Source organism: Rhizobium esperanzae (assembly GCF_002204185.1).
GTDB lineage: Bacteria > Pseudomonadota > Alphaproteobacteria > Rhizobiales > Rhizobiaceae > Rhizobium > Rhizobium esperanzae.
In genome coordinates, this window is sequence record NZ_MXPU01000007.1 from 231899 (window position 1) to 253510 (window position 21612).

Genomic DNA, 21612 nt, shown 5'->3' on the forward strand with positions numbered 1-21612 from the left:
TCGCGTGTCGAAATGACGGCTGATCCTGTTAGGACGCGGCTTCTTCACTCTCGAACATCTGCATGGGCTGACCCGGCATGATCGTCGAGATCGCATGCTTATACACGAGCTGCGAGTGGCCGTCACGGCGAAGCAGAACACAGAAATTGTCGAAGGAGGTAACAACACCCGTGAGTTTCACGCCGTTGATCAAAAAGATTGTCAGGGAAATCTTTTGTTTGCGAACAGTATTGAGAAATAAGTCCTGCAAATTCTGAGAACGTTCCGCCATCGCGCCGCTTCTTTCTTTATTGCCGACCCGTGTTGGCCGGTAGAATATCAATCAACCTCTCCATGCGAGACCGGCAACACCCTCATTCCACCGGTCCAGCAAATCTTGGTATCAAATCGCAATCTTTTCCGCAACGTCGAAAAAGGCTTCGCGGATTTTCTGCGAGACGCTGCCGGGATGGCCGTTGGCGATAGGCAGACCATCGACGGAAACGACCGGAAAACAGATACTTGTGGCTGCGGTGAGGAAGACCTCGCGGGCCGCGAGCATTTCGGAAACAGAGAAATTCCGCTCGGCTATCTTCAAGCCCAGCTTGGCGGCGACATCCATCAATGTGGTGCGGGTGATGCCGCGCAGGATGCCGTGTTCGGCCGGACGGGTCACCAGCGTACCATCCGAATCGACCATCCAGACATTGGTCGCGGCCCCTTCCTTCACCATGCCGTCGCCATCGACATAGATCGCCTCCTGGGCACCGGCTTCCTTAGCCTGCTGGCGGGCCATGGCATTCGGCAGCAGGCCGACGGATTTGATGTCGACGCGGTCCCAGCGGTTGTCGGTGACGGTGATCGCCTTGATGCCGTTGGCATTCTTGGCGGCGATGATCTTCGGATCGGTGCTCTTTGCGGTGATGACGAGCGAGGGCGGCGTGCCCTCGGCCGGGAAGACATGGTCGCGGCGGGCGACACCGCGCGTCACCTGCAGGTAGAAAAGCCCGTTGCGCACATGATTGCGGCGCAGCGTCTCGCGAATGACTTGCGTCAGTGCGGCCCGGCTCATCGGCCAGGCGATGCTGAGTTCCCCGAGTGAACGGCCGAGCCGGTTCAGATGGCGGGTGAGATCGACGATATAGCCGTGGCGGATCTCGCAGACCTCGTAGACCCCGTCGGCGAACTGGTAGCCGCGGTCCTCGATATGCACGCTGGCATCGGAATGCTTGACGTAACGGCCGTTGACATAGGCAATTCTCGGCATGGGAACCTGATCTTCGGGATGTGGGAGGGACGCAGCGCGGCGGCGGGGCCGCGCCGATAGGATCAGACGCCGAGCGACTTCAGCTTGCGGTGCAGCGCCGAGCGCTCCATGCCGACGAATTCAGCGGTACGCGAGATATTGCCGCCGAAGCGATTGATCTGGGCAATCAGATAATCCTTTTCGAACATCTCGCGGGCTTCGCGCAGCGGCAGCGTCATGATGTGATAATCGTTCTTGGCCGAAACCTTGGGCAGCATGTCGCCGAGGTCGGTCGGCAGCATGTCGGCGGTGATCGGCGTATCCGGGCCGTCGGTGCGGGCAAGGATCATCAGCCGCTCGATGTTGTTGCGCAGCTGGCGGATATTGCCCGGCCAGTCATGCGCCTGCAGCACCGCCATGGCGTCGTCGCCGATGCGGCGCGGACGAATGCCGGCCTGTTCTGATATCTGGCGCATCAACTGGTCGACGAGGAAGGGAATATCCTCGCGACGCTCGGCAAGCTGCGGCACGCGTACCGGCACGACGGCCAGGCGATGATAGAGATCCTCGCGGAACCAGCCTTCGGCGATGCGGCTTTCGAGATTATAGGCGGTCGAGGAAATGATACGGACGTCGACCTTGACGCGCTTCGAACCGCCGACACGCTCGAACTGCTGATCGACAAGGACACGCAGGATCTTGTTCTGCGTTTCGCGCGGCATCTCGCCGACCTCGTCGAGATAGAGAATGCCGCGATGGGCTTCCTCGAGCGCGCCGATCTTGCGGGCCTGGCCGGGCGTGCCCTCAGTGCCGAAGAGCGCCACTTCCATGCGATCGGGCGTGATGTTGGCGGCATTCAGCGCCACGAAGGGGCCATTGGCGCGGGCAGACTTCTTGTGGATCATCCGCGCTACCAGCTCCTTGCCGGAACCGGACGCGCCAAGAATCATGATGCGGCTGTTGGTCGGCGACACCTTCTCGATCGTCTGGCGCAGTTGCGAGACGGCAACCGAAGTGCCGATCAGCTCCAGGGCGTCGCCGGTGCGCCGCTTCAGCTCGGAAACCTCGCGCTTGAGCTTGGAATTTTCCAGCGCACGTTCGGCGATCAGGATCAGCCGGTCGGCCTTGAAGGGCTTTTCGATGAAATCGAAAGCGCCGCGCTTAATCGCCGAGACCGCGGTTTCGATGTTGCCGTGGCCTGAGATCATCACGACCGGGAGATCGGGATGACGGGTCTTGATCTCGTCGAGCAGCGACAGGCCGTCGAGCTTGCTGCCCTGCATCCAGATATCGAGGAAGATCAGCCGCGGCACGCGATCGGATATCGCCGCCAGTGCGCTGTCGCTGTCATGGGCCGTGCGTGTCTCATGGCCTTCGTCGGAGAGAATGCCGGAAACGATCTCGCGAATATCGTGCTCGTCATCGACGACGAGAATATCAGAGGCCATAAGCGCTTTCCTTGTCATTGGCTGCGGGAGCGGCAGGCGCTGGCTCCAGGCGTGGCAGATGCACGCGGATCATGGCCCCTCTTCCCCGGTCAAAATCGGCGGGCGCATCATGCAGCTCGAGCTGCCCGCCATGTTCCTCGATGATCTTCTTGACGATGGCGAGGCCGAGGCCAGTGCCCTTCTCGCGCATCGTCATATAGGGCTCCAGAATGCTGTGGCGGTTTTCCACCGGCAGGCCGCGACCATTGTCGATCACGTCGACGGTGAAACGGTCGCGGGCCACATCGAGTGCGGCGCGCACGAGAACCTTGCGCTCGTCGCGCTCATCACTCGGAACGGCTTCCAGCGATTCCACAGCATTCTTGATGAGATTGCCGAAAGCCTGGCCGAGCATGCGACTGTCGAACAGGCCCTCCAGCGGCTTATCGCCGAACTCCGAGAGGAAGGTGACGTGATGATTGCCCATCTCACGCAGGAAGATCGCATCGCGCAGGATATCGCGCAGGTCGCTCGGCTCCTTGGTCGGCTTCGGCATGCGGGCGAAAGCCGAGAATTCGTCGACCATGCGGCCGATATCGCCGACCTGACGGATGATCGTATCCGTGCACTGGTCGAAGACGGTGCGGTCGTCCTGGTTGATCTGCTTGCCGTAACGGCGCTGGATGCGCTCGGCGGACAGCTGGATCGGCGTCAACGGATTCTTGATCTCGTGGGCAATGCGCCTTGCCACGTCACCCCAAGCCGTCGAGCGCTGGGCGATGACGAGATCGGTGATATCGTCGAGCGTGATCACGTAGGATTCGCTCATGTCGCGCACTTCCTCGCGGGTGACCTGCACGCTCAGCGTCCTCACCGTACCGCCGCGCACCAGCGCGATCTGCTTGCGGAAATCGCCGCGATGACGCACCGCCGCCTCGGTCAGCACCTGATCGACCTCGGGCGCGATGTCGACCAGCTGCTTGCCGAGCATCTCGTCGGCCGACAGCGACATCAGCGTCTCGGCAGAACTGTTGACGATGGCGATGCGGCGATCCTGTTCGACGCCGATAACGGCGGCGGTAACGCCCGACAAAACCGCTTCGATGAAGCGCCGGCGGTCGTCGACCTCGTCCTTGGCCTCGAGGATCTCGTCGCGCTGGGTGCGGATTTCCGAGATCATCTTGTTGAAGGTGCGCGACAGGTTGGCGACGTCGCCATCGACGGCATGCACCGGCACGACGATATCCATATTGCCCGATGCAACGCTGTCGGCCGCCGTGATCAGCAGCCGGATCGGCCGCACGATGCGGTCGGCGACAGCAATCGCCGTCCAGATCGCCGCAAGCAGCACGATCAGCGCGAAGCCGATGTAGAGCACGGCGAAGGCGATCTGCAGCGAGAAGCGGTTGGCCTCCATCGAGCGGTATTCGGTGGCGTTTTCCTCCATCATGCGCATGGCGCCCATGACCTTGGGATCGACGGCCCGCACCGTATAGAGAAACGTGCCCTGAATGGCATCGAGCTTGATGATGGCGCCGACGAGGTTGGTGACGCCGGGCGGAATGAGCGTCGGCTGGCCGGCCGCGGCCTTTTCCAGCGCATCCTTCGGAATGGCCGGCAATGGTTTTTCCGTGGTGATATCGGCCTGGACGACCACCGAACCGTCGCTTTCGACGAGGAAGGCGCCGAGCAGGCCGCGGCCCCTTGCCTGGCGCGTCATCAGTTCGGCAAAGCCCGTCCTGTCGAGGCTGTAGAGAGCACGGTTGCGCTCCAGGTCGTTGGCCATGGAAACCGTCTGCCCCTGCAGGTAGCTGGCGTTCTCCATCATATAGGCCTGGCCGATATTGCGCGACGAGCTGACGATCGACTGGGTGCGCAGCGCAAACCACCGATCGAGGCCGGCATTCAGCGTGATGCTGGCGAAGATGGCGACGAGGATCGCCGGCGTGATCGCGACGATCGAGAAGAGCACGACGATACGAATGTGCAGGCGCGCGGCCGCCCTGCCCCGGGTGCGCGCCTTGAGCAGCCTTGCCACCTCGCGGGCGATCAGCGCCAGCAGAGTCAGGACGAAGAAGGAATTGACGATCACCGAGGTGATGACGACGTGCGAGCTCGGCGCGATCGGCGTCAGGCCGAGCAATATGAAGAGTGTGATTGTGGCGCAGAGAAGCGCGCCGCCGGCCAGCACGAGGCCGGGCACGGCGAAAAGGGCGCGGCGATCGGTCACCGTCGTCACCGTCTCGCCCGTCGCCGCCGGCGCTACCCCATCCTGCGTCATTCGGCCTCTCTCCAGACGGCACCCCGCCGTCCCGCCATCCGACCGAAACCAGACAACGCCGGCTCAGGAGAGCCAGCGTCAGAACGACTCGATCGGGAGCGAAATGTCCAAAACCCTTGCGTGACCTTTAAGCAACGCATTGTGGCGAAAATGCAACGCGCCTCGTCACGTTGTCAAGCTCCGGCAGAGCCCCGCCTCGGACACTTTTGCGCGACTTGCGTCAGAAACGTCGTGGACCTTCCGGCTTATTTCCGGCAATCGCATCGATGCGCTCCAACACCTCAGCCGTCAGCTTGTGCCTGTGAGAGAGGGCCGCGAGATTATCCTGCAACTGGCTGGCGCGCGAGGCGCCGAGAATGACGGTTGAGACGTTGCGATTGGCGAGGCACCACAAAAGCGCGAGGTGGGTGATCGACAAGCCAATCTCGTCCGCGAGTTTTGCGAGTTCGCCGACTTGTCGGAGCTGAGCGCGGCCGGCATCGCTCGACCATCTTTCCTTCAGCCATTCATAGCCGGGCAAATTCATGCGGCTGTCGGCCGGCACGCCATTATTGTATTTGCCGGTCAGGACGCCGGAGGCGAGCGGCGACCAGATCGTGGTGCCAAGGCCGATCAGGTCATAGAGCGGGAGATAATCGGCTTCGACCTTCTGCCGTTCGAAGATATTGTATTGCGGCTGCTCCATGGTGGGGGGCGTGACGCGAAGGTCGCGGGCAATGGCGTAGGCTTCGGTCAACTGCTGTGCGGACCATTCGGAGGTCCCCCAGTAAAGCACCTTGCCCTGGGCGACGAGATCATGCATCGCCCGCACCGTTTCCTCGATCGGCGTGTCGATATCCGGGCGGTGGCAGAAATAGAGGTCGAGGTAATCGACCTGAAGCCGCTTCAGCGCCGCGTGGCAGGCGTCGGTCACATGTTTGCGCGACAGACCGCGCTGCGTCGGCCTCTCACCTCCCCAGAAAACCTTGCTCGAGACGATGAAGCTGTCGCGGCTCCAGCCGAGCGACTTGAGCGCCTCGCCCATGACGATCTCCGACTTGCCGCTTTCATAACCTTCGGCATTGTCGAAGAAATTCACCCCATTGTCGTAGGCAAGCCGCATGAGATCGACGGCGTCGCCGCCGTTCACCTGCTTGCCGAAAGTGACCCATGAGCCGAAGGAGAACTCGCTCACCTTCAGACCCGACTTTCCCAAACGACGATATTCCATCACGCAGCTCCCGCAGGTTAGAACATGGGCCGGCCGGTACCCGGCCTCAACAGCACACGATCGATCAACGACCGATCGGCTTAATCTATGGCATGAACGACAATATGCGAGCCTCGGCGCAACAAGCTGCTTAAACCAGCCCCGCAAAAGACGCTCAATGCGGTTTTGATGCCTCCTCGATACTGGCTCTCATTCCTCGACCGATTGTGCCTTGGTAAACTTCTTGCCGTTGACGAAGAATAGCGGTGAGATGAAGTCCGGCCGCGTCAAGTTTCGGGTGGTGCTGACGATGGAGAAAAACGATGCGTCTGAATGATGATTTCACCAAGCCGACGGTCGTCCACGCCGCGAAACTGGATTGGGTCGCCAGTCCGGCTCGCGGGGTCGATCGTCGAATGCTTTATCGCGTCGGCGAGGAAGTGGCTCGGGCGACCTCGATTGTCCGCTATGCCGCAGGCAGCGTATTTCCGTCTCATACCCACGCGGGCGGTGAAGAAATATTGGTGCTCGACGGGATATTCGAGGACGAACACGGTCGCTTCCCGGCCGGATCATACTTCCGCAATCCGCCGGGGACGTCGCATGCGCCCGCATCCGCTGACGGGTGCACCATCTTCGTCAAGCTCTGGCAGTTTCGCGAGGGCGACGAGGCGCAAATCGTGCGCAGACCGGGTGAAGGAGAGCCTGGACTTCAAAACGATGCCGTCACCGCAACGATCCTGTTCGATGACGGTCATGAGCAGGTCTATCTTCAAAGGTGGGGTCGCAGCGCCTCGATCAAACTTTCGAATCATCGTGGATTGGAGCTGCTGGTTCTTGAAGGTGAGCTGTCCGTTGGAACGGAGCGCCTTCGATCGCAGAGCTGGATGCGGCTGCCCGAAGGCGAAAACCTGATGGCGAGCGCCGGTCCAGAGGGTGCATATGCCTGGATCAAAGACGCACCGTTGCAGCACGCCGATGTTCTGAAACTGCCATCGTAGCGGGTTACGTCTTTGACTGGACGCCAGCATGCGCGGCCCTGTAAATAAAACCCGCGCTGAAATTCGCCCGCTTCCTGCATTCTGATGGCGGGCCAGAGGTAGTTTGATGAAAAGATGCCAAGTCGCTGTCGTCGGGGGAGGACTCGCCGGGCTCTGCGCGGCACGGGCCCTCAATTCGAAGGGCATCGACTTCCTGTTGCTTGAAGCAAGGGATCGGCTGGGCGGCCGCATCCTGACATCAGACGAACATGGAATTCCTTCCGACGACGGGTTCGATCTCGGCCCCTCCTGGTTCTGGCCGATCATGCAGCCTGATATAGCCGAGCTCGTTCTGGAACTGGAGCTCCCGTCGTTCTCGCAAAACAATGATGGCGATGTGATATTCGAGCGAATGTCGCGGGAAGGACCGCAAAAGTATCGCCCTGTCGAACCGCAGGGAAAATCGCTTCGACTGACCGGCGGTTCGGCGGCGCTGGTGCGATCTTTGGAACGAGAGATCCCGGCCGACAGAATTCAACTCAACAGCCCTGTTTCGGCCATGGCGCTTGCCGGTGACGGCGTCGAGATTACCTCGAACGCTGCGGACGGCATGGCCGCGGTGGTCCACGCGCAGCAGGTCATTTGCGCCCTGCCGCCTCGATTGCTTGAGGCAAACGTGACTTTCACGCCGCAGCAAGACCAATCCACCGTGGCTCGCTGGCGCGATACGCCGACCTGGATGGCGCCGCACGCCAAGTTTTTCGCAATCTACGATCGACCCTTCTGGCGTGACGGCGGATTGTCGGGCACCGCGCAGAGCATGGTCGGGCCTATGGTCGAAATGCATGACGCGACGCTGGCGAATGGAAAGGCAGCCCTCTTCGGCTTCATCGGCGTCGGCGCGGATCAGCGGGCGGCATTGGGTGACGAGGCGTTGACGAAAGCCTGCCTGGCTCAGTTCGGGCGAATTTTCGGCGCTGACTCATTGGAACCGCGTACCACAATTTTGAAAGACTGGGCCGCCGATCCATTCACTGCGACAGTCCGCGACCGCATCGCAGCCGGGCATTTGTGGGCCGAGGATAAGGATTGGGTGTGCGGACCGTGGGCTCAGCGACTGTTTATGGCCGGCAGCGAGACGAGCGCGACTGAACCCGGCTTCCTTGCCGGCGCCGTTGCCGCTGCGAGACGGGCTGTGTTGACGATTGTCTCGCCACGCTGATCTAGGAGGGCTACCTCCTCAACGGCCTCCAACCTCATTTCGAGCGCAACGGCGGTGGCGGCATGCGGAACGGATGAGCAACATCCTGATGAAATCGAGCACCTTATCGCCCGCTGACCAGCCATCTCATCCACCGGTTATCCACAGCTTGTCCACAGGCGTGGCGGCGGCGAGCGTAGCAACTTCAATGACATTTGCCCGGCGGCAAACAATAGCTCGCAAATACTATGTGACCATCAAATGACACTGCGTTTTTGTTTGCCGGCGCAGATACAAACGATGACGGGGCTGGGATAGATTTGGTTTTGTTCCCGACCGTGGCGGCGGATACTGGGAGGAGGAGGCGGTGGGCAAACGAGGAGCCCACCGCCTTTTTTATTAGGCGGTGCGGGAGCTTCTGTACACAGAAACGCCGAGCTCCCTGATCTTCTTGCGCAAGGTGTTGCGGTTGAGGCCGAGAAGGTCTGCCGCCTTGATCTGATTGCCGCGCGTTGCCGTGAGCGCAGCGAGTATCAGCGGATATTCCAATTCGGTCAGCACGCGGTCATAGAGGCCTGGCGGCGGCAGGTTGTCGCCGAAGCTCGCAAAATAGGTGCGCATGTTCTCCTCGACCGCCTGGGCGATCGTCATCGAACCGTTGCGGATCGGCCCCTTGTCGATCGGGCTGTCGGGCACGTCGGAGCGCAGCTCAGCATCGATGATCTCGCGAGTGATGACATCCTGCGGATAGAGCGCCATCAGGCGGCGGATGAGATTTTCCAGCTCGCGGACATTGCCCGGCCAGGCATAGGCCTTCATCAGCTCCAGCGCTTCCTGATCGAAGCGTTTGGAGCCGAGCCCCTCCTTTTCGGCCTGCTGGATGAAGTGGCGCACCAGATCTGGAATGTCCTCGGCACGGTCGCGCAGCGGCGGCAGGCGCAGCGGCACGACGTTGAGCCGATAATAGAGATCCTCGCGGAACAGGCCCTGATTGATCGCCTGCTTCAGATCCTTGTTGGTGGCAGCAACGATGCGCACGTCGGTACGGATCGGCGTGCGGCCGCCGACGGTGGTGTACTCGCCCTGCTGCAGCACGCGCAGAAGCCGCGTCTGGGCGTCCATCGGCATGTCACCGATTTCGTCGAGGAAGAGCGTACCGCCTTCGGCCTGCTCGAAGCGACCGGTCGAGCGGGTCTGCGCGCCGGTGAAGGCGCCCTTCTCATGGCCGAAGAGTTCGGATTCGATCAGGTCGCGCGGGATCGCCGCCATGTTGATTGCGACGAACGGGCCGTTGCGGCGCTTGCCGTAATCATGCAGGGCGCGGGCGACGAGCTCCTTGCCGGTGCCGGATTCACCGGTGATCATCAGCGTCAGATCGGTCTGCATCAGGCGGGCGAGCACGCGATAGATTTCCTGCATCGCCGCCGAGCGGCCGACCAGCGGCATCCCGTCCTGCATGTCCTCGTCGAGTTTGGCGGGCTTGCGCTTCGGCTCGGCGAGCGCCCGGCCGATGATGCCGATCAGTTCGGTCAGGTCGAAGGGCTTCGGCAGATAATCATAGGCGCCCTTCTCGGACGCCTTGATGGCGGTCATGAAGGTGTTCTGCGCGCTCATGACCAGGACCGGGAGATCCGGACGGGCCTTCTTGATGCGCGGCAGGAGGTCGAAGGCGTTCTCGTCGGGCATCACCACGTCGGTGACGACAAGATCGCCCTCGCCCGCCGAAATCCAACGCCAGAGGGTTGCGGCGTTGGAGGTGATGCGAACGTCATAGCCGGCGCGGCTCAAGGCCTGGTTGAGCACGGTGCGGATGGCCGCATCATCATCTGCAACGAGGATCGTGGCTGTCATCGAGAAGGTCCTGTCGAGCTTACGGAAGAGGCATCCTCGAGCGAGGCGTCCTTCGACGCCGGCATGAGAACGCGGAAAGTCGTGCGGCTGTTCTGGCTGTCGCATTCGATGATGCCGCCGTGATCGCCGATGATCTTGGCGACCAATGCCAGGCCGAGACCGCTGCCGTTCGTCTTGGTCGTGATGAACGGATCGAAGAGGTGCGGCAACAGATCGGCGGGAACGCCGGGGCCATTGTCGTGGACGCAGAACTCCAGCGGCAGCGAGATCTTTTCACGCGTGCCGGCGACCGAGAGACGAATGCCCGGACGATAGGCCGTCGTCAGCATGATCTCGCCATCCGGCCGGTCGCCGACTGCTTCGGCGGCGTTCTTCACCAGGTTGAGGAACACCTGAACGAGCTGGTCGCGATTGGCATAGACGGCCGGCAGCGACGGATCGTAGCTCTCGGTGATGCGGATATTGCGGGCAAATCCCGCCTTGGCGACCGCCTTCACATGATCGAGCACGGAATGGATGTTGACCGGCATGCGGTCGACCGGCCGTTCGTCGGAAAAGACTTCCATGCGATCGACCAGCGAGACGATGCGGTCTGTCTCGTCGCAGATCAGCCGGGTCAGCGCCCGGTCGTCATCGATCGCCGATTGTTCGAGCAGTTGGGCGGCGCCACGGATGCCGGAGAGCGGGTTCTTGATCTCATGCGCCAGCATGGAGGCAAGCCCGGTGACGGAACGGGCGGCGGCGCGATGCGTCAGCTGCCGGTCGATCTTGTCGGCCATCGAGCGTTCCTGGAAAACGATGACGACGGCGCCGGGTTCACTCAGCACCGGAGCGACATAGAGATCGACGAGCTTGTCCTGCCCGAGGCGCGGAGAACTCAGGTCGACACGGTATTCGTTGACTGGCGCCTTGCGCTCACGCACCTGGTCGATCAGGGCGAGCAGCGGACTGCCGAAGGGGATGAAGGTCGATATCCGGTATCGCGCCAGATGCGAGGCGCTGGCGCCGAAAAAGGCCTCCGCCTCCCAATTGGCGAAGGCGACGAAACCGGATTCGTCGACCATGACGACGGGGTTCTGGATGGCGTTCAGCACGGCCATGGCGACGGTTCCGCCGGCGTGGTCGGGCGGAGATGTCATATCTTTCGTCATGCCGCCTCCCGGCTGTCGACAGTGGCTGTATCGAGTGCATCGTGAAGGCGCGCAGCCACCTCGCTCGGGTCGCGCGAGGTCATGATGTCAGCCTTCTCGCCGCCGGCAAGGCCGGGAGCAAACCGCTCGAGATACCAGCCGAGATGCTTGCGGGCATGGCGGATCGCCACCGCCTCGCCGTAAAAATCGAGCATCATCCGATAATGTTCGACGGCGATATCGGCAATATCTTCGCGCCGCGGTTCCGCTGCTCCGGCGAGCACGCCGGCATGCCACGGCCTGCCCTGGCAGCCTCGGCCGATCATGACGGCATCAGCGCCGGAGCGGCGCAGGATTTCCTGCGCGTCGTGCGCGCTCTCGACATCGCCATTGGCGATCAGCGGAACGGAGATCACCTCGCGGACTGCGCGGATCGCGTCCCAATCGGCGCGGCCTTCATAAAATTGCATGCGGGTGCGGCCATGAATGGTCACGAGCTGGATGCCGACCGCCTCGGCGCGGCGCGCAATGTCGGGCGCGTTGATGGAATTCTCATCCCAGCCGAGGCGCATCTTCAGCGTCACCGGAATGTCGACGGCCTTGACTGTTGCCTCAATCAGAGCGAGCGCATGATCGGGATCGCGCATCAGCGCCGAGCCGGAATAACCGCCGATCACCTTCTTTGCCGGACAGCCCATATTGATGTCGATGATATCGGCGCCATGATCGGCCGCGATCTTCGCCGCTTCCGCCATCCAATGCGCCTCGCGCCCGGCGAGCTGCACCATATGCGGCCGAAAGCCGGCAGCCTTGAGCCGCGACCAGGATTCGGCGGTGTCGTTGACCAGCTCGCGGCTCGCCACCATCTCGGTGACGACGAGGCCGGCGCCGAAGCGCCAGGCAAGCTCACGGAAGGGCATGTCCGTGACGCCGGACATCGGCGCCAGCACAACGCGGTTCCGCACGGACACGGGTCCGATTCGGAAAGACGCTGCGAGATTCTTGCAAATCAAATGATTATCTTTCAGGCACAGCATGGAACTGCATTATTTTTAGCCACAGATCCATGCCTTTGCCAAGGGGGCTCGGATCGGAATCGATATTTTTCGGGGCAGACGCTGGAAAAGGCCAAAGCAAGAGATTAGAGCACTCCGGTCAATTCCGCATAATTTAGGGGATTTATGCTGCAAATGCCGTCCAAGCAACCGATATCGGCTGGAATTGTCATCGTTGCCGCCGGTCGCGGCGAGCGCGCCGGATCCTCCACGGAAGGCCCCAAGCAATATCGCATGATCGGGGGCAAGCCGATTATCGTTCATACGCTTGAAAACTTCATGACATGGGAAGCTGCCAAACAGATCGTCGTCGTCATTCATCCCGACGACGAGGCGCTGTTTGCCAAGGCGGCTCGCCACATCATCTCGGAAACGCCGATTAAAACAGTACATGGCGGTGCGACAAGACAGAAGTCCGTACTCGCCGGCCTGAGATACCTCAAGGACAAGCATGTCAGCCATGTGCTGATCCACGACGCAGTCCGGCCCTTCTTCGACCATGTTCTTCTCGACCGCATTGCCGAGCGCCTTGGCAATGGCGCGCCGGCGGTGCTGCCGGCCATGCCAGTCACCGACACCCTGAAACGCGCCGACAGCGCCGGCACCATATCGGCGACGGTCTCGCGCGAGCACCTCTATGCGGCGCAGACGCCGCAATCCTTCGCCTTCGCAACAATCCTTGACGCGCATGAGAAGGCGGCGGCGAGCGGGCGAAGCGATTTTACTGACGACGCCTCGATCGCCGAGTGGTCGGGCATTCCGGTGACGATCGTCGAGGGCACGCCCGATAACGTCAAGCTGACGGTCAAGCGCGATATCGCCATGGCCGACGACAAACTCTCGGCTTCGCTGCTGCCCGACGTGCGCACCGGCAACGGCTATGACGTGCACCAGCTCGAGCCGGGCGATGGCGTGACACTCTGCGGCGTGTTCATTCCGCACGATCAGAAGCTCAAGGGCCATTCCGATGCCGACGTGGCGCTGCATGCGCTGACAGACGCGCTGCTTGCCACCTGCGGCGCCGGCGATATCGGCGATCATTTCCCGCCGTCCGATCCGCAATGGAAGGGAGCGGCTTCGAAGATCTTCATCGAGCATGCCGCTCGGATCGTACGGGAACGCGGCGGCACGATCATGAATGCCGACGTCTCGCTGATCGCCGAGGCGCCGAAGGTCGGGCCGCATCGCGAGGCCATGCGGACGAACCTGTCGGAATATCTCGGCATCGATCTCGAGCGCTGCTCTGTTAAGGCGACGACCAATGAGAAGATCGGCTTCGTCGGGCGGCGCGAAGGCATCGCGGCGATCGCCACGGCGACCGTCGTCTATCGCGGGAGGACATGATGGGCCGTTTCCCTCCGGATATCCTTTCGGCGGCAGAGGCAATCATCCGTGATTTCACCGCGGCAGGGCTGATGATCTCGACGGCCGAATCCTGCACCGGTGGGCTGATATCAGGCGCGCTGACGGAGATATCCGGCTCATCCGCCGTCGTCGACCGCGGCTTCGTCACCTACACGAACAGCGCCAAGACCGAGCTGCTCGGGGTGCAGGCGCAAACGCTGCTGCGTTTCGGCGCAGTCTCCGAGGAGACCGCCCGGCAAATGGCACATGGCGCCCTCTTCCGCTCGCGCGCCGATATCGCCGTCGCCGTCACCGGCATTGCCGGCCCCGGCGGCGGATCGGCCGAAAAACCGGTCGGCTTGGTACATCTTGCCGCCAAATCGCGCGGCGGCGCCCTCGTCCATCGGAAAATGCTCTACGGCGACATCGGCCGCAGCGAGGTTCGGATGGCCACGGTCAGGACGGCGCTGGAGATGGTGCGTTCGCTGCTCACGGGCTGAGGATGCCTGCAACCGGCCGTCAGACGGGAGCGTAGATCTTGCTCGCGCGCGTCTCGAAGGCTTCGGTGAACATGCGGAAGGCGCGGTCGAACATCGAGCCCATCAGCGCCCCGAGGATGCGGCTCTTGAACTCATAATCGATGAAAAAATTGATGGTGCAGCCGCCGGCCGGCGTTTCGGCAAAATGCCAGCGGTTTTCGAGATATTTGAACGGGCCGTCGATATATTTGACCTCAATGACACGCTCGGCCCGGTTCAACAGCACCTGGGTCGTGAAGGTCTCGCGGATCGCCTTATAACCGACCGTCATATCGGCAAGGAGCAGGATCTTGCCCTCGCGCTCTTTGCGGCTCCTGACCGAAAGCGCTTCGCAGAGCGGCAGGAATTCGGGATAGTGTTCGACATCGGCAACGAGATCGAACATCTGGTCGGGCGTATGCGGGACGGAACGGTGCGTTTCGAATTGCGGCATAGGCGGCACTTAAGCGGGCCGATCCAGAAGATCAAGGAGTTCGCGCGTCCGGCGGCGGGATTTTAGCTGGAGAACCGCACATCGGGACCATGTTCGGCGATCCCGGCGGCAACGCGCGGCGCAAATTTCGCCTCGAAGGTCCAGATGAAGCGCAGGAATTCCAAATCGACCTTCTCGATGCAACCCGGTGCCATTTCCGGGCGGGTGCGGCCAATCCATTTCGCCCATCTGCTGACCGCACCCCAGATACAGAGAAGTCGCGGCATGCGAACCCAGATGACGAAATCGGTCCGCGGTAGCCTAATGTCCAGCGAGGAGGGGTTGGTGCCGTCCATGATCCAGCGTTCTTCGAGGATCCGGCCGGCGATGATACGTCGCTGCTCCGCCCTGTCGCGCGCCACCCAGCCGGGAAGCCAATAGACGTCGCGGTCAAGCGAGATGTAAGGAAGTCCGAAGCGCCTGGCAATTTTTAGAGAAAGAGCGGACTTGCCGCCGCCCGAGCAACCCACGACAAGGATGCGTCGGGCTCTTCGAATATGCTCCGCCGCCTGCTTGAGGTCAGCGATCTGCTGACGCGGCGGCAGCTCTGCTCTCTGGTCCATCGTGTCATCCTCGCTGCCGGTTTGCGCCCATACAGTTAAACCCCCGCGAGCCGCTGTCATTATCGGCTGCTATTCGTCAATCCGTACGTGGCCACCTTCGATAACGACATGACGCCCTTGCAACTCGACAAGGCGCCAACTCTCTTCAAGCGAACCATCCGGGAAAATCTGAAGCCGGTAATCACCCGACAACAGGAGATCAGCCCCACCATAGTTGTCCGCATTGACCGAGATAACAACGAGTTGTTCTGTGGCGTTCACAAACGAGTTTGTCGCCTCGTCATACCCTTTCAGCAGAGATGCGATTTTGATCAGCTGCAGGTTGCCTGTTCTGGGATCGTCATCGTCTATCTCACCTCCTTCTGCAGGCTTGACAAAACGATCTAATGTCCCCGTAACCACCATATTCTTAGCAACGAGACGCCACGGGCATTGCAAATGTAGTGCGTACGCACCAACCGTTCCTTTGCCTGAAGGATGCGGTCGTATTGCTCCAAAATGGAAAATCTTCATGTCTACGGCGTTGCGGGCAATGCTCAACGGCAATCCCACGAGTACCTGAAGGCAGCTTTCCAAGCAGGCTCGATTATCGTTCTCGGACGTCAAAAATGAAACTCGATTGAATCAGAAATCAACGAGCCTCCGGCCGACCAGTACACAAGATAAAGTTATTACTCAGCGGCCAGCTGCAATTTCTTCTCGCGCGCCGCCTTCAGCCGCGCAAAATCATCTCCAGCATGGTGTGACGAGCGGGTCAGCGGGCTTGAGGCGACCATCAGGAAGCCTTTGCTGTAGGCGACCATCTCGTAGGACTTGAACTCTTCGGGAGTGACGAAGCTTTCGACCTTGTGGTGCTTTCGGGTCGGCTGCAGGTATTGGCCGATTGTAAGGAAGTCGACATCGGCGGTGCGCAGGTCGTCCATCAGCTGCAGCACTTCGTTTCGCTCTTCACCCAGGCCGACCATGATGCCAGACTTGGTGAACATGGTCGGATCGAGTTCCTTCACCCGCTGCAAGAGACGGATGGAGTGGAAGTAGCGGGCGCCGGGGCGAACCGTCAGATAGTTGCCGGCAACCGTTTCCATATTGTGGTTGAAGACATCGGGCTTGGCGGCGACGACGCGCTCTAAGGCGCCGGGCTTCTTCAGGAAGTCCGGGGTCAGGATCTCGATCGTCGTTGCCGGCGAAGCGGCGCGGATCGCCCATATCACTTTTTCGAAATGTTCGGCGCCGCCGTCCTCCAGATCGTCGCGGTCGACCGAAGTGATGACGACGTGGGAAAGGCCCATCTCCTTGACCGCCTTGGCGACATTTTCCGGTTCTGCCATGTCGAGCGCATTCGGCTTGCCGGTGGCGACATTGCAGAAGGCGCAGGCGCGGGTACAGATCTCGCCCATGATCATGAAGGTGGCGTGCTTCTTGTCCCAGCACTCACCGATATTCGGGCAGCCGGCCTCCTCGCAGACGGTGACGAGCTTGTGCTCCTTCACGATCGCGCGCGTCTCGGCATAGCCCTTGGAGGTCGGCGCCTTGACGCGGATCCAGTCCGGCTTGCGCATGATTTCCGTATCGGGCCGATGCGCCTTTTCGGGATGGCGCACGCGCTTGGCGTCGGGATTGATCGTGTCGAGAATGGTCACCATTGCAGTTTCAGCTTTCCGTCGCCCTTAAAGCGGCATCATCCCTTGATCTAGCGCCGCACCAGCCGCGCAACGAATATCAGCAGGCAGGCGCCAAGGAAACCCGTCACGAAATAACCGAGCCGTCCGCCAGCGACTGGACATGGAATTGGGCGAGAATGGCGGTGGCGACGACCGAGCCGACGATGCCGAGCACGATATTCAGGAAAATCCCGTACCGCGCCTCCATCAGCTTGCCGGCGAGCCAGCCTGCAAGCCCGCCGATGATGATTGCCGAAATCCAGCCCACGCCTTCCATACCCGCCCTTACCCTTAAGCGACCGCTCTGGCGACCAGAACCACTATGATGGCACCGACGGTGGCGTGGATGATCTGTACGACCAGCGCGTTCTCAATGCCCAGCGAAATCCCGAGCGCGCTGAACAGATAACCGCCGACGAAGGCGCCGATGATGCCGCTCAGCAGGCACCTGATCAAGCCGCCGCCACCGACGACGAGACTTGCCAGGAAGCCCGCGACAAGGCCGATCAGCAAAAACACCAGCAACGCCTGCGTCTCCATAGACATGATGATTTCCTTTCGCTTTTTCCACCCTGCCGGAGTGGCTTTCCACTCCGGGAACAAGGTGGCGCCCCGAAAATTCTCAAGCGTTCAGCACACGACCATAAGCATCGAGCACCGCTTCCTTCATCGTCTCGGACACCGTCGGATGCGGGAAGATCGTGTGCATCAGCTCTTCCTCTGTCGTCTCGAGGTTCATTGCGACGACGAAGCCCTGGATGAGTTCGGTGACCTCGGCGCCGACCATATGGGCGCCGAGCAGTTCGCCGGTCTTCTTGTCGAAGATCACCTTGACCATGCCCTGGTCCTCGCCGAGTGCGATCGCCTTGCCGTTGGCGGCGAAGGAGAAGCGGCCGACGCGGATGTCGCGGCCAAGCTCCTTGGCCTTGGCTTCGGTGAGGCCGACGGAGGCGACCTGCGGACTGCAGTAGGTGCAGCCGGGGACCTTGCCCTTGTCGGTCGGATGCACATTCAGCAGGCCGGCGATCTTCTCGACGCAGACGACACCCTCGTGCTCGGCCTTGTGGGCCAGCATCGGCGGGCCGGCGACATCGCCGATCGCATAGATGCCGGCGACATTGGTCTTGCCGTAACCGTCGGCAACGACGCAGCCGCGGTCGGTCTTGACGCCGAGCGTCTCCAGGCCGAGATTTTCAATATTGCCCTGGACGCCGACGGCAGAGATCATCCGATCGGCGGTGATCTGCTGCACCTTGCCATCTGACGTCTCGACATGGGCGGTGATGCTGCCGGCACCCTTTTCGACCTTGGTGACCTTGGCGCTGGTGAAGATCTTGAGGCCGCGCTTTTCCAACTGCTTGCGGGCGATGGCGGTTATTTCGGCATCCTCGACCGGCATGATCGTCGGCATGACTTCGACAACCGTGACGTCGACGCCCATCGAGCGATAGAAGCTGGCGAATTCGATGCCGATCGCGCCCGAGCCCATGACGATCAGCGATTTCGGCAGCGCATCCGGCTTCAGCGCCTCGAAGTAGGTCCAGATCAGCTTGCCATCCGGCTCGATGCCCGGCAGCGCGCGCGGACGGGCGCCGGTCGCGATGATGATGTGTTTGGCGGTATAGGTGCCCTCGCCCTTGACGTTCTTCGGCAGCGGATGCTGCGGCTCGACGACCGGCTTCGACGACTTGCCCACGACGATCTCGCCGGGCTTCGTCAACTTCGCTTCGCCCCAGATGATGTCGATCTTGTTCTTCTTCATCAGGAAGCCGACTCCGGCGTTGAGGCGGGCGGAGACAGCGCGCGAGCGGCCAACGACGGCCTTGGCGTCCGGCTTGACCGAGCCTTCGAGGACAAGGCCGAAATCCTTGAAGTGACTGGCATGGTCGAGCACCTCGGCCGAACGCAGCAGCGCCTTCGTCGGTATGCAGCCCCAGTTCAGGCAGATGCCGCCCATATGCTCGCGCTCGACGATCGCGGTCTTGAGGCCGAGCTGCGCTGCGCGGATGGCGGCGACATAGCCGCCGGGGCCGGAGCCGATGATGATGACGTCGTAGGATTCAGCCATGTGTTTCCTGCCCTTTTGTTACGCTGCGCTGCGGGTCATGAGCACCCACGCGTGTCTCTTGCTGTTTTCGAAGAGCGGCACGGCATCAGCGCGCGCAGCCTCTAGGAATCCGTTTCTTGCATAAAGCGACAGAGCCGCCTCGTTATCACTTGCGGTAATGAGACTGACGGGGCGGTAACCCGCCCTTTCGATCTGATCGCCCAGCAGCCTGCGCCCGATGCCAATGCCGCGCATATGGCGGTAAACGCCGAGACTGCCGATGAACCAGCTCCCCACAACCGTTTTCTGCAAGGCGAGCATCGGCTCCGTCGCCGCGATCGTCGCCTCGATATCGCTTATGCCTTCATCCAGCGCATGACCGATCGCGACACCTGCGACCTCGCCATAGGCCTCGGCGATGACCGCATCCCGCCAGCCCCCGACGGCTTCCTCCTCGCTCATCTTCAGCCTGCCCCGCTCCAGCGGCGTATCGCTGACGTCTTTCGCGACATCGGCGAACCAGAGCCAGGAGGCAAAACCGTGCGATGCGATATCCGCCAGGATCGCCAGCTCCGAGGCATCCCGCCGTGAGGCCTGCCGCAGCGCGATGAAGGCGGTCATGCTCAGATCCCCAGCATCATCCGCACGATCGATTCCAGCCCGCGTCCGAGTGCGCGGGTATTTTCCGCATCGAGGTGAATGCCGTCGATCGGCGTGGTCTTGGCGACGGAATTGCCGTCGAAGAAGCCACAACCGAGCTCGTCGGCAAGATCGCGATAGAGTGTCGCAAGCTTTGCCGATTCCTCGATGCCTCCGGGAAAGGATGCGGCGAAGGGCACATTGCCGGTCGCGCAGATCGCCGGCGGCGCCACGATCAGGATCTCCGGCCCGTCGAATTCGAAGGGCCAGGCGTGATTGCGGATCAGCCGCACGAGGCGGCTGATGCCCTGGCAGGCGGCAAACGCGGAGCCGGCCACAACGGGCTTCATGTCGTTGGTGCCGAGCAGCAGGATGACGAGGTCGAGCGGCGCATGCGTCTGCAGGATCGTCGGCAGGACGCGCGCACCGTTGCGGTCACAATCGGCAAGGTGGTCGTCGAAAGCGGTGGTGCGACCGTTCAGCCCTTCGGGGATAACACGCGCCTCGCTGCCGAGCGCTGCCTGAAGCACGCTCGGCCATCGATTCTTGTACTCATGACGGCCGATTGTCTCGGGGTCATGACCCCAGGTCAGCGAGTCGCCATAGCAAAGAACGGTCTTGGTCATTTCCGCCTCCGTTTCGCTATCAGACAAGCATGCCCATCGGGTTTTCGATGTAGCCCTTGAAGGCCTGGAGCAGCGCGGCGCCGAGGGCGCCGTCGACGCAGCGATGGTCGGTCGACAGCGTCACCGACATCACCGTGGCGATGGCCATTTCGCCGTTCTTGACGACGACCCGCTGTTCGCCGGCGCCGACCGCCAGGATCGTCGCATGCGGCGGATTGACGACGGCGGCGAAGTTCTTCACGCCCATCATGCCCATGTTGGAGACTGAGCTGGTGCCGCCCTGATATTCTTCGGGCTTCAGCTTGCGGTCCTTGGCCCGCTTGCCGAGATCGCGCATCTCGTTGGAGATGACCGACAGTGTCTTCTGCTCGGCCTTGCGGATGATCGGGGTGATCAGGCCGCCGGGGATCGAGACGGCGACGCCGACATCGGCGTGCTTGTGCTTGACCATGTTGCTGTCAGTCCACGACACGTTGGCGTCCGGAACATCGCGCAGTGCCAGCGCCATGGCCTTGATCACCATGTCGTTGACCGAAAGCTTGTAGGCCGGAGCGTTGTCCTTGCGCGGCGCTGCGTCATTCAGCTGGGCGCGCAGCGCCATCAGCGCGTCGAGCTCGCAATCGACGCTGACGTAGAAATGCGGGATCGTCTGCTTGGATTCGACCAGCCGCCGGGCGATGGTCTTGCGCATGCCGTCATGCGGGACGAGCTCGTAGGAGCCCGGCTCGAACAACTTGAGAACGGCATCATCGGAAGCGCCCTTCGGCGCGGCGGCAGGAGCCGGCGCGGCAGCCTGCGGAGCCGAAGCAGCGGCAGGCGCCGGAGCGGGCTTGGCGCCGCCTGCAAGGGCAGCTTCGATATCGCTCTTGATCACGCGGCCATGCGGACCAGAGCCGGCGACGACTGCAAGGTCGATACCGGCTTCCTTGGCCAGGCGGCGTGCGAGCGGCGAAGAAAAGGTGCGGTTGCCACCAGCCGAAACGGCCGCGGGTGCAGCGGCAGGTGCCAGTGCCCCGGCCGGAGCGGCCTCAGCCTTCGCCGGCGCAGCGTCGGCTTTCGGCGCAGGTGCAGCCTCAGCCTTGGCCGGAGCAGCGGAACCCGCGCCGCTTGCGGCAGCGGCGACGTCCTCGCCATCGGCCGCGAGAACGGCGATCAGCGCATTGACCTTGACGCCTTCGGTGCCGGCGGCAACGACGAGCTTGGCGACCGTGCCTTCATCGACAGCTTCGACTTCCATCGTCGCCTTGTCGGTCTCGATCTCGGCGATCACATCGCCAGACTTGACCTTGTCGCCTTCCTTGACCAGCCACTTGGCCAGATTGCCTTCTTCCATGGTCGGAGAGAGGGCGGGCATCGTGATATTGATCGGCATCGAGATACCC

General features: G+C 61.9%; 20 protein-coding genes and 2 pseudogenes. 4 read left to right on the top strand and 18 right to left on the bottom strand.

Going from position 1 to position 21612, the window contains the following annotated elements; all coding sequences use genetic code 11:
- Positions 1 to 28 precede the first annotated feature (28 nt).
- From hfq to B5E41_RS13065, 5 genes are all read right to left on the bottom strand, one after another.
- A complete protein-coding gene (gene hfq / locus B5E41_RS13045) occupies positions 29 to 271 on the bottom strand; it encodes an RNA chaperone Hfq (RefSeq protein WP_003539403.1) in 243 nt (80 codons plus the stop codon).
- Between the two features lie 111 nt (positions 272 to 382).
- Complete coding sequence (locus tag B5E41_RS13050; RefSeq protein WP_064810276.1) at positions 383 to 1246, bottom strand: D-amino-acid transaminase; 864 nt, start codon at positions 1244 to 1246, stop codon at positions 383 to 385.
- A gap of 62 nt (positions 1247 to 1308) precedes the next feature.
- A complete protein-coding gene (ntrX, locus tag B5E41_RS13055; RefSeq protein ID WP_011425228.1) occupies positions 1309 to 2673 on the bottom strand; it encodes a nitrogen assimilation response regulator NtrX in 1365 nt (454 codons plus the stop codon).
- On the bottom strand, positions 2663 to 4933 hold the full coding sequence (locus tag B5E41_RS13060; protein ID WP_088394153.1) for a sensor histidine kinase NtrY-like: 2271 nt from the start codon (positions 4931 to 4933) through the stop codon (positions 2663 to 2665). Before B5E41_RS13060 ends, ntrX begins: the two co-directional genes overlap by 11 nt.
- A gap of 220 nt (positions 4934 to 5153) precedes the next feature.
- Positions 5154 to 6143 carry a potassium channel beta subunit family protein gene (locus tag B5E41_RS13065; RefSeq protein ID WP_088394155.1) on the bottom strand — a complete coding sequence of 330 codons (990 nt, stop codon included), beginning with the start codon at positions 6141 to 6143 and terminating at the stop codon, positions 5154 to 5156.
- 302 nt (positions 6144 to 6445) lie between these two features.
- Here B5E41_RS13065 and B5E41_RS13070 point away from each other — a divergent pair, with 302 nt between their 5' ends.
- A complete protein-coding gene (locus tag B5E41_RS13070; RefSeq protein ID WP_088394157.1) occupies positions 6446 to 7123 on the top strand; it encodes a cupin domain-containing protein in 678 nt (225 codons plus the stop codon).
- Positions 7124 to 7229: 106 nt separating this feature from the next.
- Entirely contained in the window at positions 7230 to 8324 is a 1095-nt protein-coding gene (locus B5E41_RS13075) for a flavin monoamine oxidase family protein (RefSeq protein WP_088394159.1), read from the top strand.
- 378 nt (positions 8325 to 8702) lie between these two features.
- Here the strand turns inward: B5E41_RS13075 and ntrC are convergent, their stop codons facing one another.
- The 3 genes from ntrC to dusB are packed head-to-tail and all read right to left on the bottom strand — an operon-like array spanning position 8703 to position 12321.
- Entirely contained in the window at positions 8703 to 10154 is a 1452-nt protein-coding gene (gene ntrC, locus B5E41_RS13085; protein ID WP_088394161.1) for a nitrogen regulation protein NR(I), read from the bottom strand.
- Positions 10151 to 11305, bottom strand: a complete 1155-nt coding sequence (locus tag B5E41_RS13090; RefSeq protein WP_064802337.1) for a two-component system sensor histidine kinase NtrB — start codon at positions 11303 to 11305, stop codon at positions 10151 to 10153. The genes ntrC and B5E41_RS13090 overlap by 4 nt, the downstream gene beginning before the upstream one ends.
- The gene (gene dusB, locus B5E41_RS13095) at positions 11302 to 12321 is read right to left on the bottom strand and encodes a tRNA dihydrouridine synthase DusB (protein ID WP_088394163.1); all 1020 of its coding nucleotides are present in this window, start codon (positions 12319 to 12321) and stop codon (positions 11302 to 11304) included. The genes B5E41_RS13090 and dusB overlap by 4 nt, the downstream gene beginning before the upstream one ends.
- A gap of 144 nt (positions 12322 to 12465) precedes the next feature.
- On the opposite strand from dusB, the gene B5E41_RS13100 reads away from it, so the two are divergent.
- Both B5E41_RS13100 and B5E41_RS13105 read left to right on the top strand, forming a co-directional pair.
- On the top strand, positions 12466 to 13683 hold the full coding sequence (locus B5E41_RS13100) for a bifunctional 2-C-methyl-D-erythritol 4-phosphate cytidylyltransferase/2-C-methyl-D-erythritol 2,4-cyclodiphosphate synthase (protein ID WP_088394165.1): 1218 nt from the start codon (positions 12466 to 12468) through the stop codon (positions 13681 to 13683).
- On the top strand, positions 13680 to 14183 hold the full coding sequence (locus tag B5E41_RS13105) for a CinA family protein (protein WP_425350128.1): 504 nt from the start codon (positions 13680 to 13682) through the stop codon (positions 14181 to 14183). The genes B5E41_RS13100 and B5E41_RS13105 overlap by 4 nt, the downstream gene beginning before the upstream one ends.
- Positions 14184 to 14202: 19 nt before the next feature.
- On the opposite strand, the gene B5E41_RS13110 is transcribed toward B5E41_RS13105, so the two are convergent.
- The 10 genes and pseudogenes from B5E41_RS13110 to B5E41_RS13155 form a co-directional block, all read right to left on the bottom strand.
- On the bottom strand, positions 14203 to 14655 hold the full coding sequence (locus B5E41_RS13110) for a type II toxin-antitoxin system RatA family toxin (RefSeq protein ID WP_088394169.1): 453 nt from the start codon (positions 14653 to 14655) through the stop codon (positions 14203 to 14205).
- A 9-nt stretch (positions 14656 to 14664) separates the two neighbouring features.
- Positions 14665 to 15257 (bottom strand): annotated as a pseudogene (locus B5E41_RS13115) (P-loop NTPase family protein).
- A 69-nt stretch (positions 15258 to 15326) separates the two neighbouring features.
- On the bottom strand, positions 15327 to 15797 hold the full coding sequence (locus tag B5E41_RS13120; RefSeq protein WP_245303085.1) for a hypothetical protein: 471 nt from the start codon (positions 15795 to 15797) through the stop codon (positions 15327 to 15329).
- Positions 15798 to 15928: 131 nt separating this feature from the next.
- Positions 15929 to 16900 carry a lipoyl synthase gene (lipA, locus tag B5E41_RS13125; RefSeq protein WP_088394173.1) on the bottom strand — a complete coding sequence of 324 codons (972 nt, stop codon included), beginning with the start codon at positions 16898 to 16900 and terminating at the stop codon, positions 15929 to 15931.
- Positions 16901 to 16947: 47 nt separating this feature from the next.
- Positions 16948 to 17195, bottom strand: a pseudogene (locus tag B5E41_RS13130) (GlsB/YeaQ/YmgE family stress response membrane protein).
- Positions 17196 to 17209: 14 nt separating this feature from the next.
- Positions 17210 to 17464 carry a GlsB/YeaQ/YmgE family stress response membrane protein gene (locus B5E41_RS13135; RefSeq protein WP_011425215.1) on the bottom strand — a complete coding sequence of 85 codons (255 nt, stop codon included), beginning with the start codon at positions 17462 to 17464 and terminating at the stop codon, positions 17210 to 17212.
- 76 nt (positions 17465 to 17540) lie between these two features.
- On the bottom strand, positions 17541 to 18986 hold the full coding sequence (gene lpdA / locus B5E41_RS13140) for a dihydrolipoyl dehydrogenase (RefSeq protein WP_088394175.1): 1446 nt from the start codon (positions 18984 to 18986) through the stop codon (positions 17541 to 17543).
- Between the two features lie 18 nt (positions 18987 to 19004).
- Positions 19005 to 19586 (bottom strand): GNAT family N-acetyltransferase, encoded by a 582-nt coding sequence (locus tag B5E41_RS13145; RefSeq protein WP_088394177.1) that lies wholly within the window; start codon positions 19584 to 19586, stop codon positions 19005 to 19007.
- A gap of 2 nt (positions 19587 to 19588) precedes the next feature.
- A complete protein-coding gene (locus B5E41_RS13150; RefSeq protein ID WP_088394179.1) occupies positions 19589 to 20230 on the bottom strand; it encodes an SGNH/GDSL hydrolase family protein in 642 nt (213 codons plus the stop codon).
- A 19-nt stretch (positions 20231 to 20249) separates the two neighbouring features.
- Entirely contained in the window at positions 20250 to 21602 is a 1353-nt protein-coding gene (locus tag B5E41_RS13155; protein WP_088394181.1) for a pyruvate dehydrogenase complex dihydrolipoamide acetyltransferase, read from the bottom strand.
- Positions 21603 to 21612: the final 10 nt, after the last annotated feature.

What these genes read in the sequence shown, in the direction of transcription:
- B5E41_RS13155 (WP_088394181.1), bottom strand. Translation starts at nt 21,602, where the DNA reads ATGCCGATCAATATCACGATGCCCGCCCTCTCTCCGACCATGGAAGAA.
- B5E41_RS13110 (WP_088394169.1), bottom strand. Translation starts at nt 14,655, where the DNA reads ATGCCGCAATTCGAAACGCACCGTTCCGTCCCGCATACGCCCGACCAG.
- ntrC (WP_088394161.1), bottom strand. Translation starts at nt 10,154, where the DNA reads ATGACAGCCACGATCCTCGTTGCAGATGATGATGCGGCCATCCGCACC.
- lipA (WP_088394173.1), bottom strand. Translation starts at nt 16,900, where the DNA reads ATGGTGACCATTCTCGACACGATCAATCCCGACGCCAAGCGCGTGCGC.
- B5E41_RS13135 (WP_011425215.1), bottom strand. Translation starts at nt 17,464, where the DNA reads ATGTCTATGGAGACGCAGGCGTTGCTGGTGTTTTTGCTGATCGGCCTT.
- dusB (WP_088394163.1), bottom strand. Translation starts at nt 12,321, where the DNA reads ATGCTGTGCCTGAAAGATAATCATTTGATTTGCAAGAATCTCGCAGCG.
- B5E41_RS13145 (WP_088394177.1), bottom strand. Translation starts at nt 19,586, where the DNA reads ATGACCGCCTTCATCGCGCTGCGGCAGGCCTCACGGCGGGATGCCTCG.
- B5E41_RS13060 (WP_088394153.1), bottom strand. Translation starts at nt 4,933, where the DNA reads ATGACGCAGGATGGGGTAGCGCCGGCGGCGACGGGCGAGACGGTGACG.
- ntrX (WP_011425228.1), bottom strand. Translation starts at nt 2,673, where the DNA reads ATGGCCTCTGATATTCTCGTCGTCGATGACGAGCACGATATTCGCGAG.
- lpdA (WP_088394175.1), bottom strand. Translation starts at nt 18,986, where the DNA reads ATGGCTGAATCCTACGACGTCATCATCATCGGCTCCGGCCCCGGCGGC.
- B5E41_RS13150 (WP_088394179.1), bottom strand. Translation starts at nt 20,230, where the DNA reads ATGACCAAGACCGTTCTTTGCTATGGCGACTCGCTGACCTGGGGTCAT.
- B5E41_RS13100 (WP_088394165.1), top strand. Translation starts at nt 12,466, where the DNA reads ATGCTGCAAATGCCGTCCAAGCAACCGATATCGGCTGGAATTGTCATC.
- B5E41_RS13090 (WP_064802337.1), bottom strand. Translation starts at nt 11,305, where the DNA reads ATGACGAAAGATATGACATCTCCGCCCGACCACGCCGGCGGAACCGTC.
- B5E41_RS13070 (WP_088394157.1), top strand. Translation starts at nt 6,446, where the DNA reads ATGCGTCTGAATGATGATTTCACCAAGCCGACGGTCGTCCACGCCGCG.
- hfq (WP_003539403.1), bottom strand. Translation starts at nt 271, where the DNA reads ATGGCGGAACGTTCTCAGAATTTGCAGGACTTATTTCTCAATACTGTT.
- B5E41_RS13050 (WP_064810276.1), bottom strand. Translation starts at nt 1,246, where the DNA reads ATGCCGAGAATTGCCTATGTCAACGGCCGTTACGTCAAGCATTCCGAT.
- B5E41_RS13065 (WP_088394155.1), bottom strand. Translation starts at nt 6,143, where the DNA reads ATGGAATATCGTCGTTTGGGAAAGTCGGGTCTGAAGGTGAGCGAGTTC.
- B5E41_RS13105 (WP_425350128.1), top strand. Translation starts at nt 13,680, where the DNA reads ATGATGGGCCGTTTCCCTCCGGATATCCTTTCGGCGGCAGAGGCAATC.
- B5E41_RS13075 (WP_088394159.1), top strand. Translation starts at nt 7,230, where the DNA reads ATGAAAAGATGCCAAGTCGCTGTCGTCGGGGGAGGACTCGCCGGGCTC.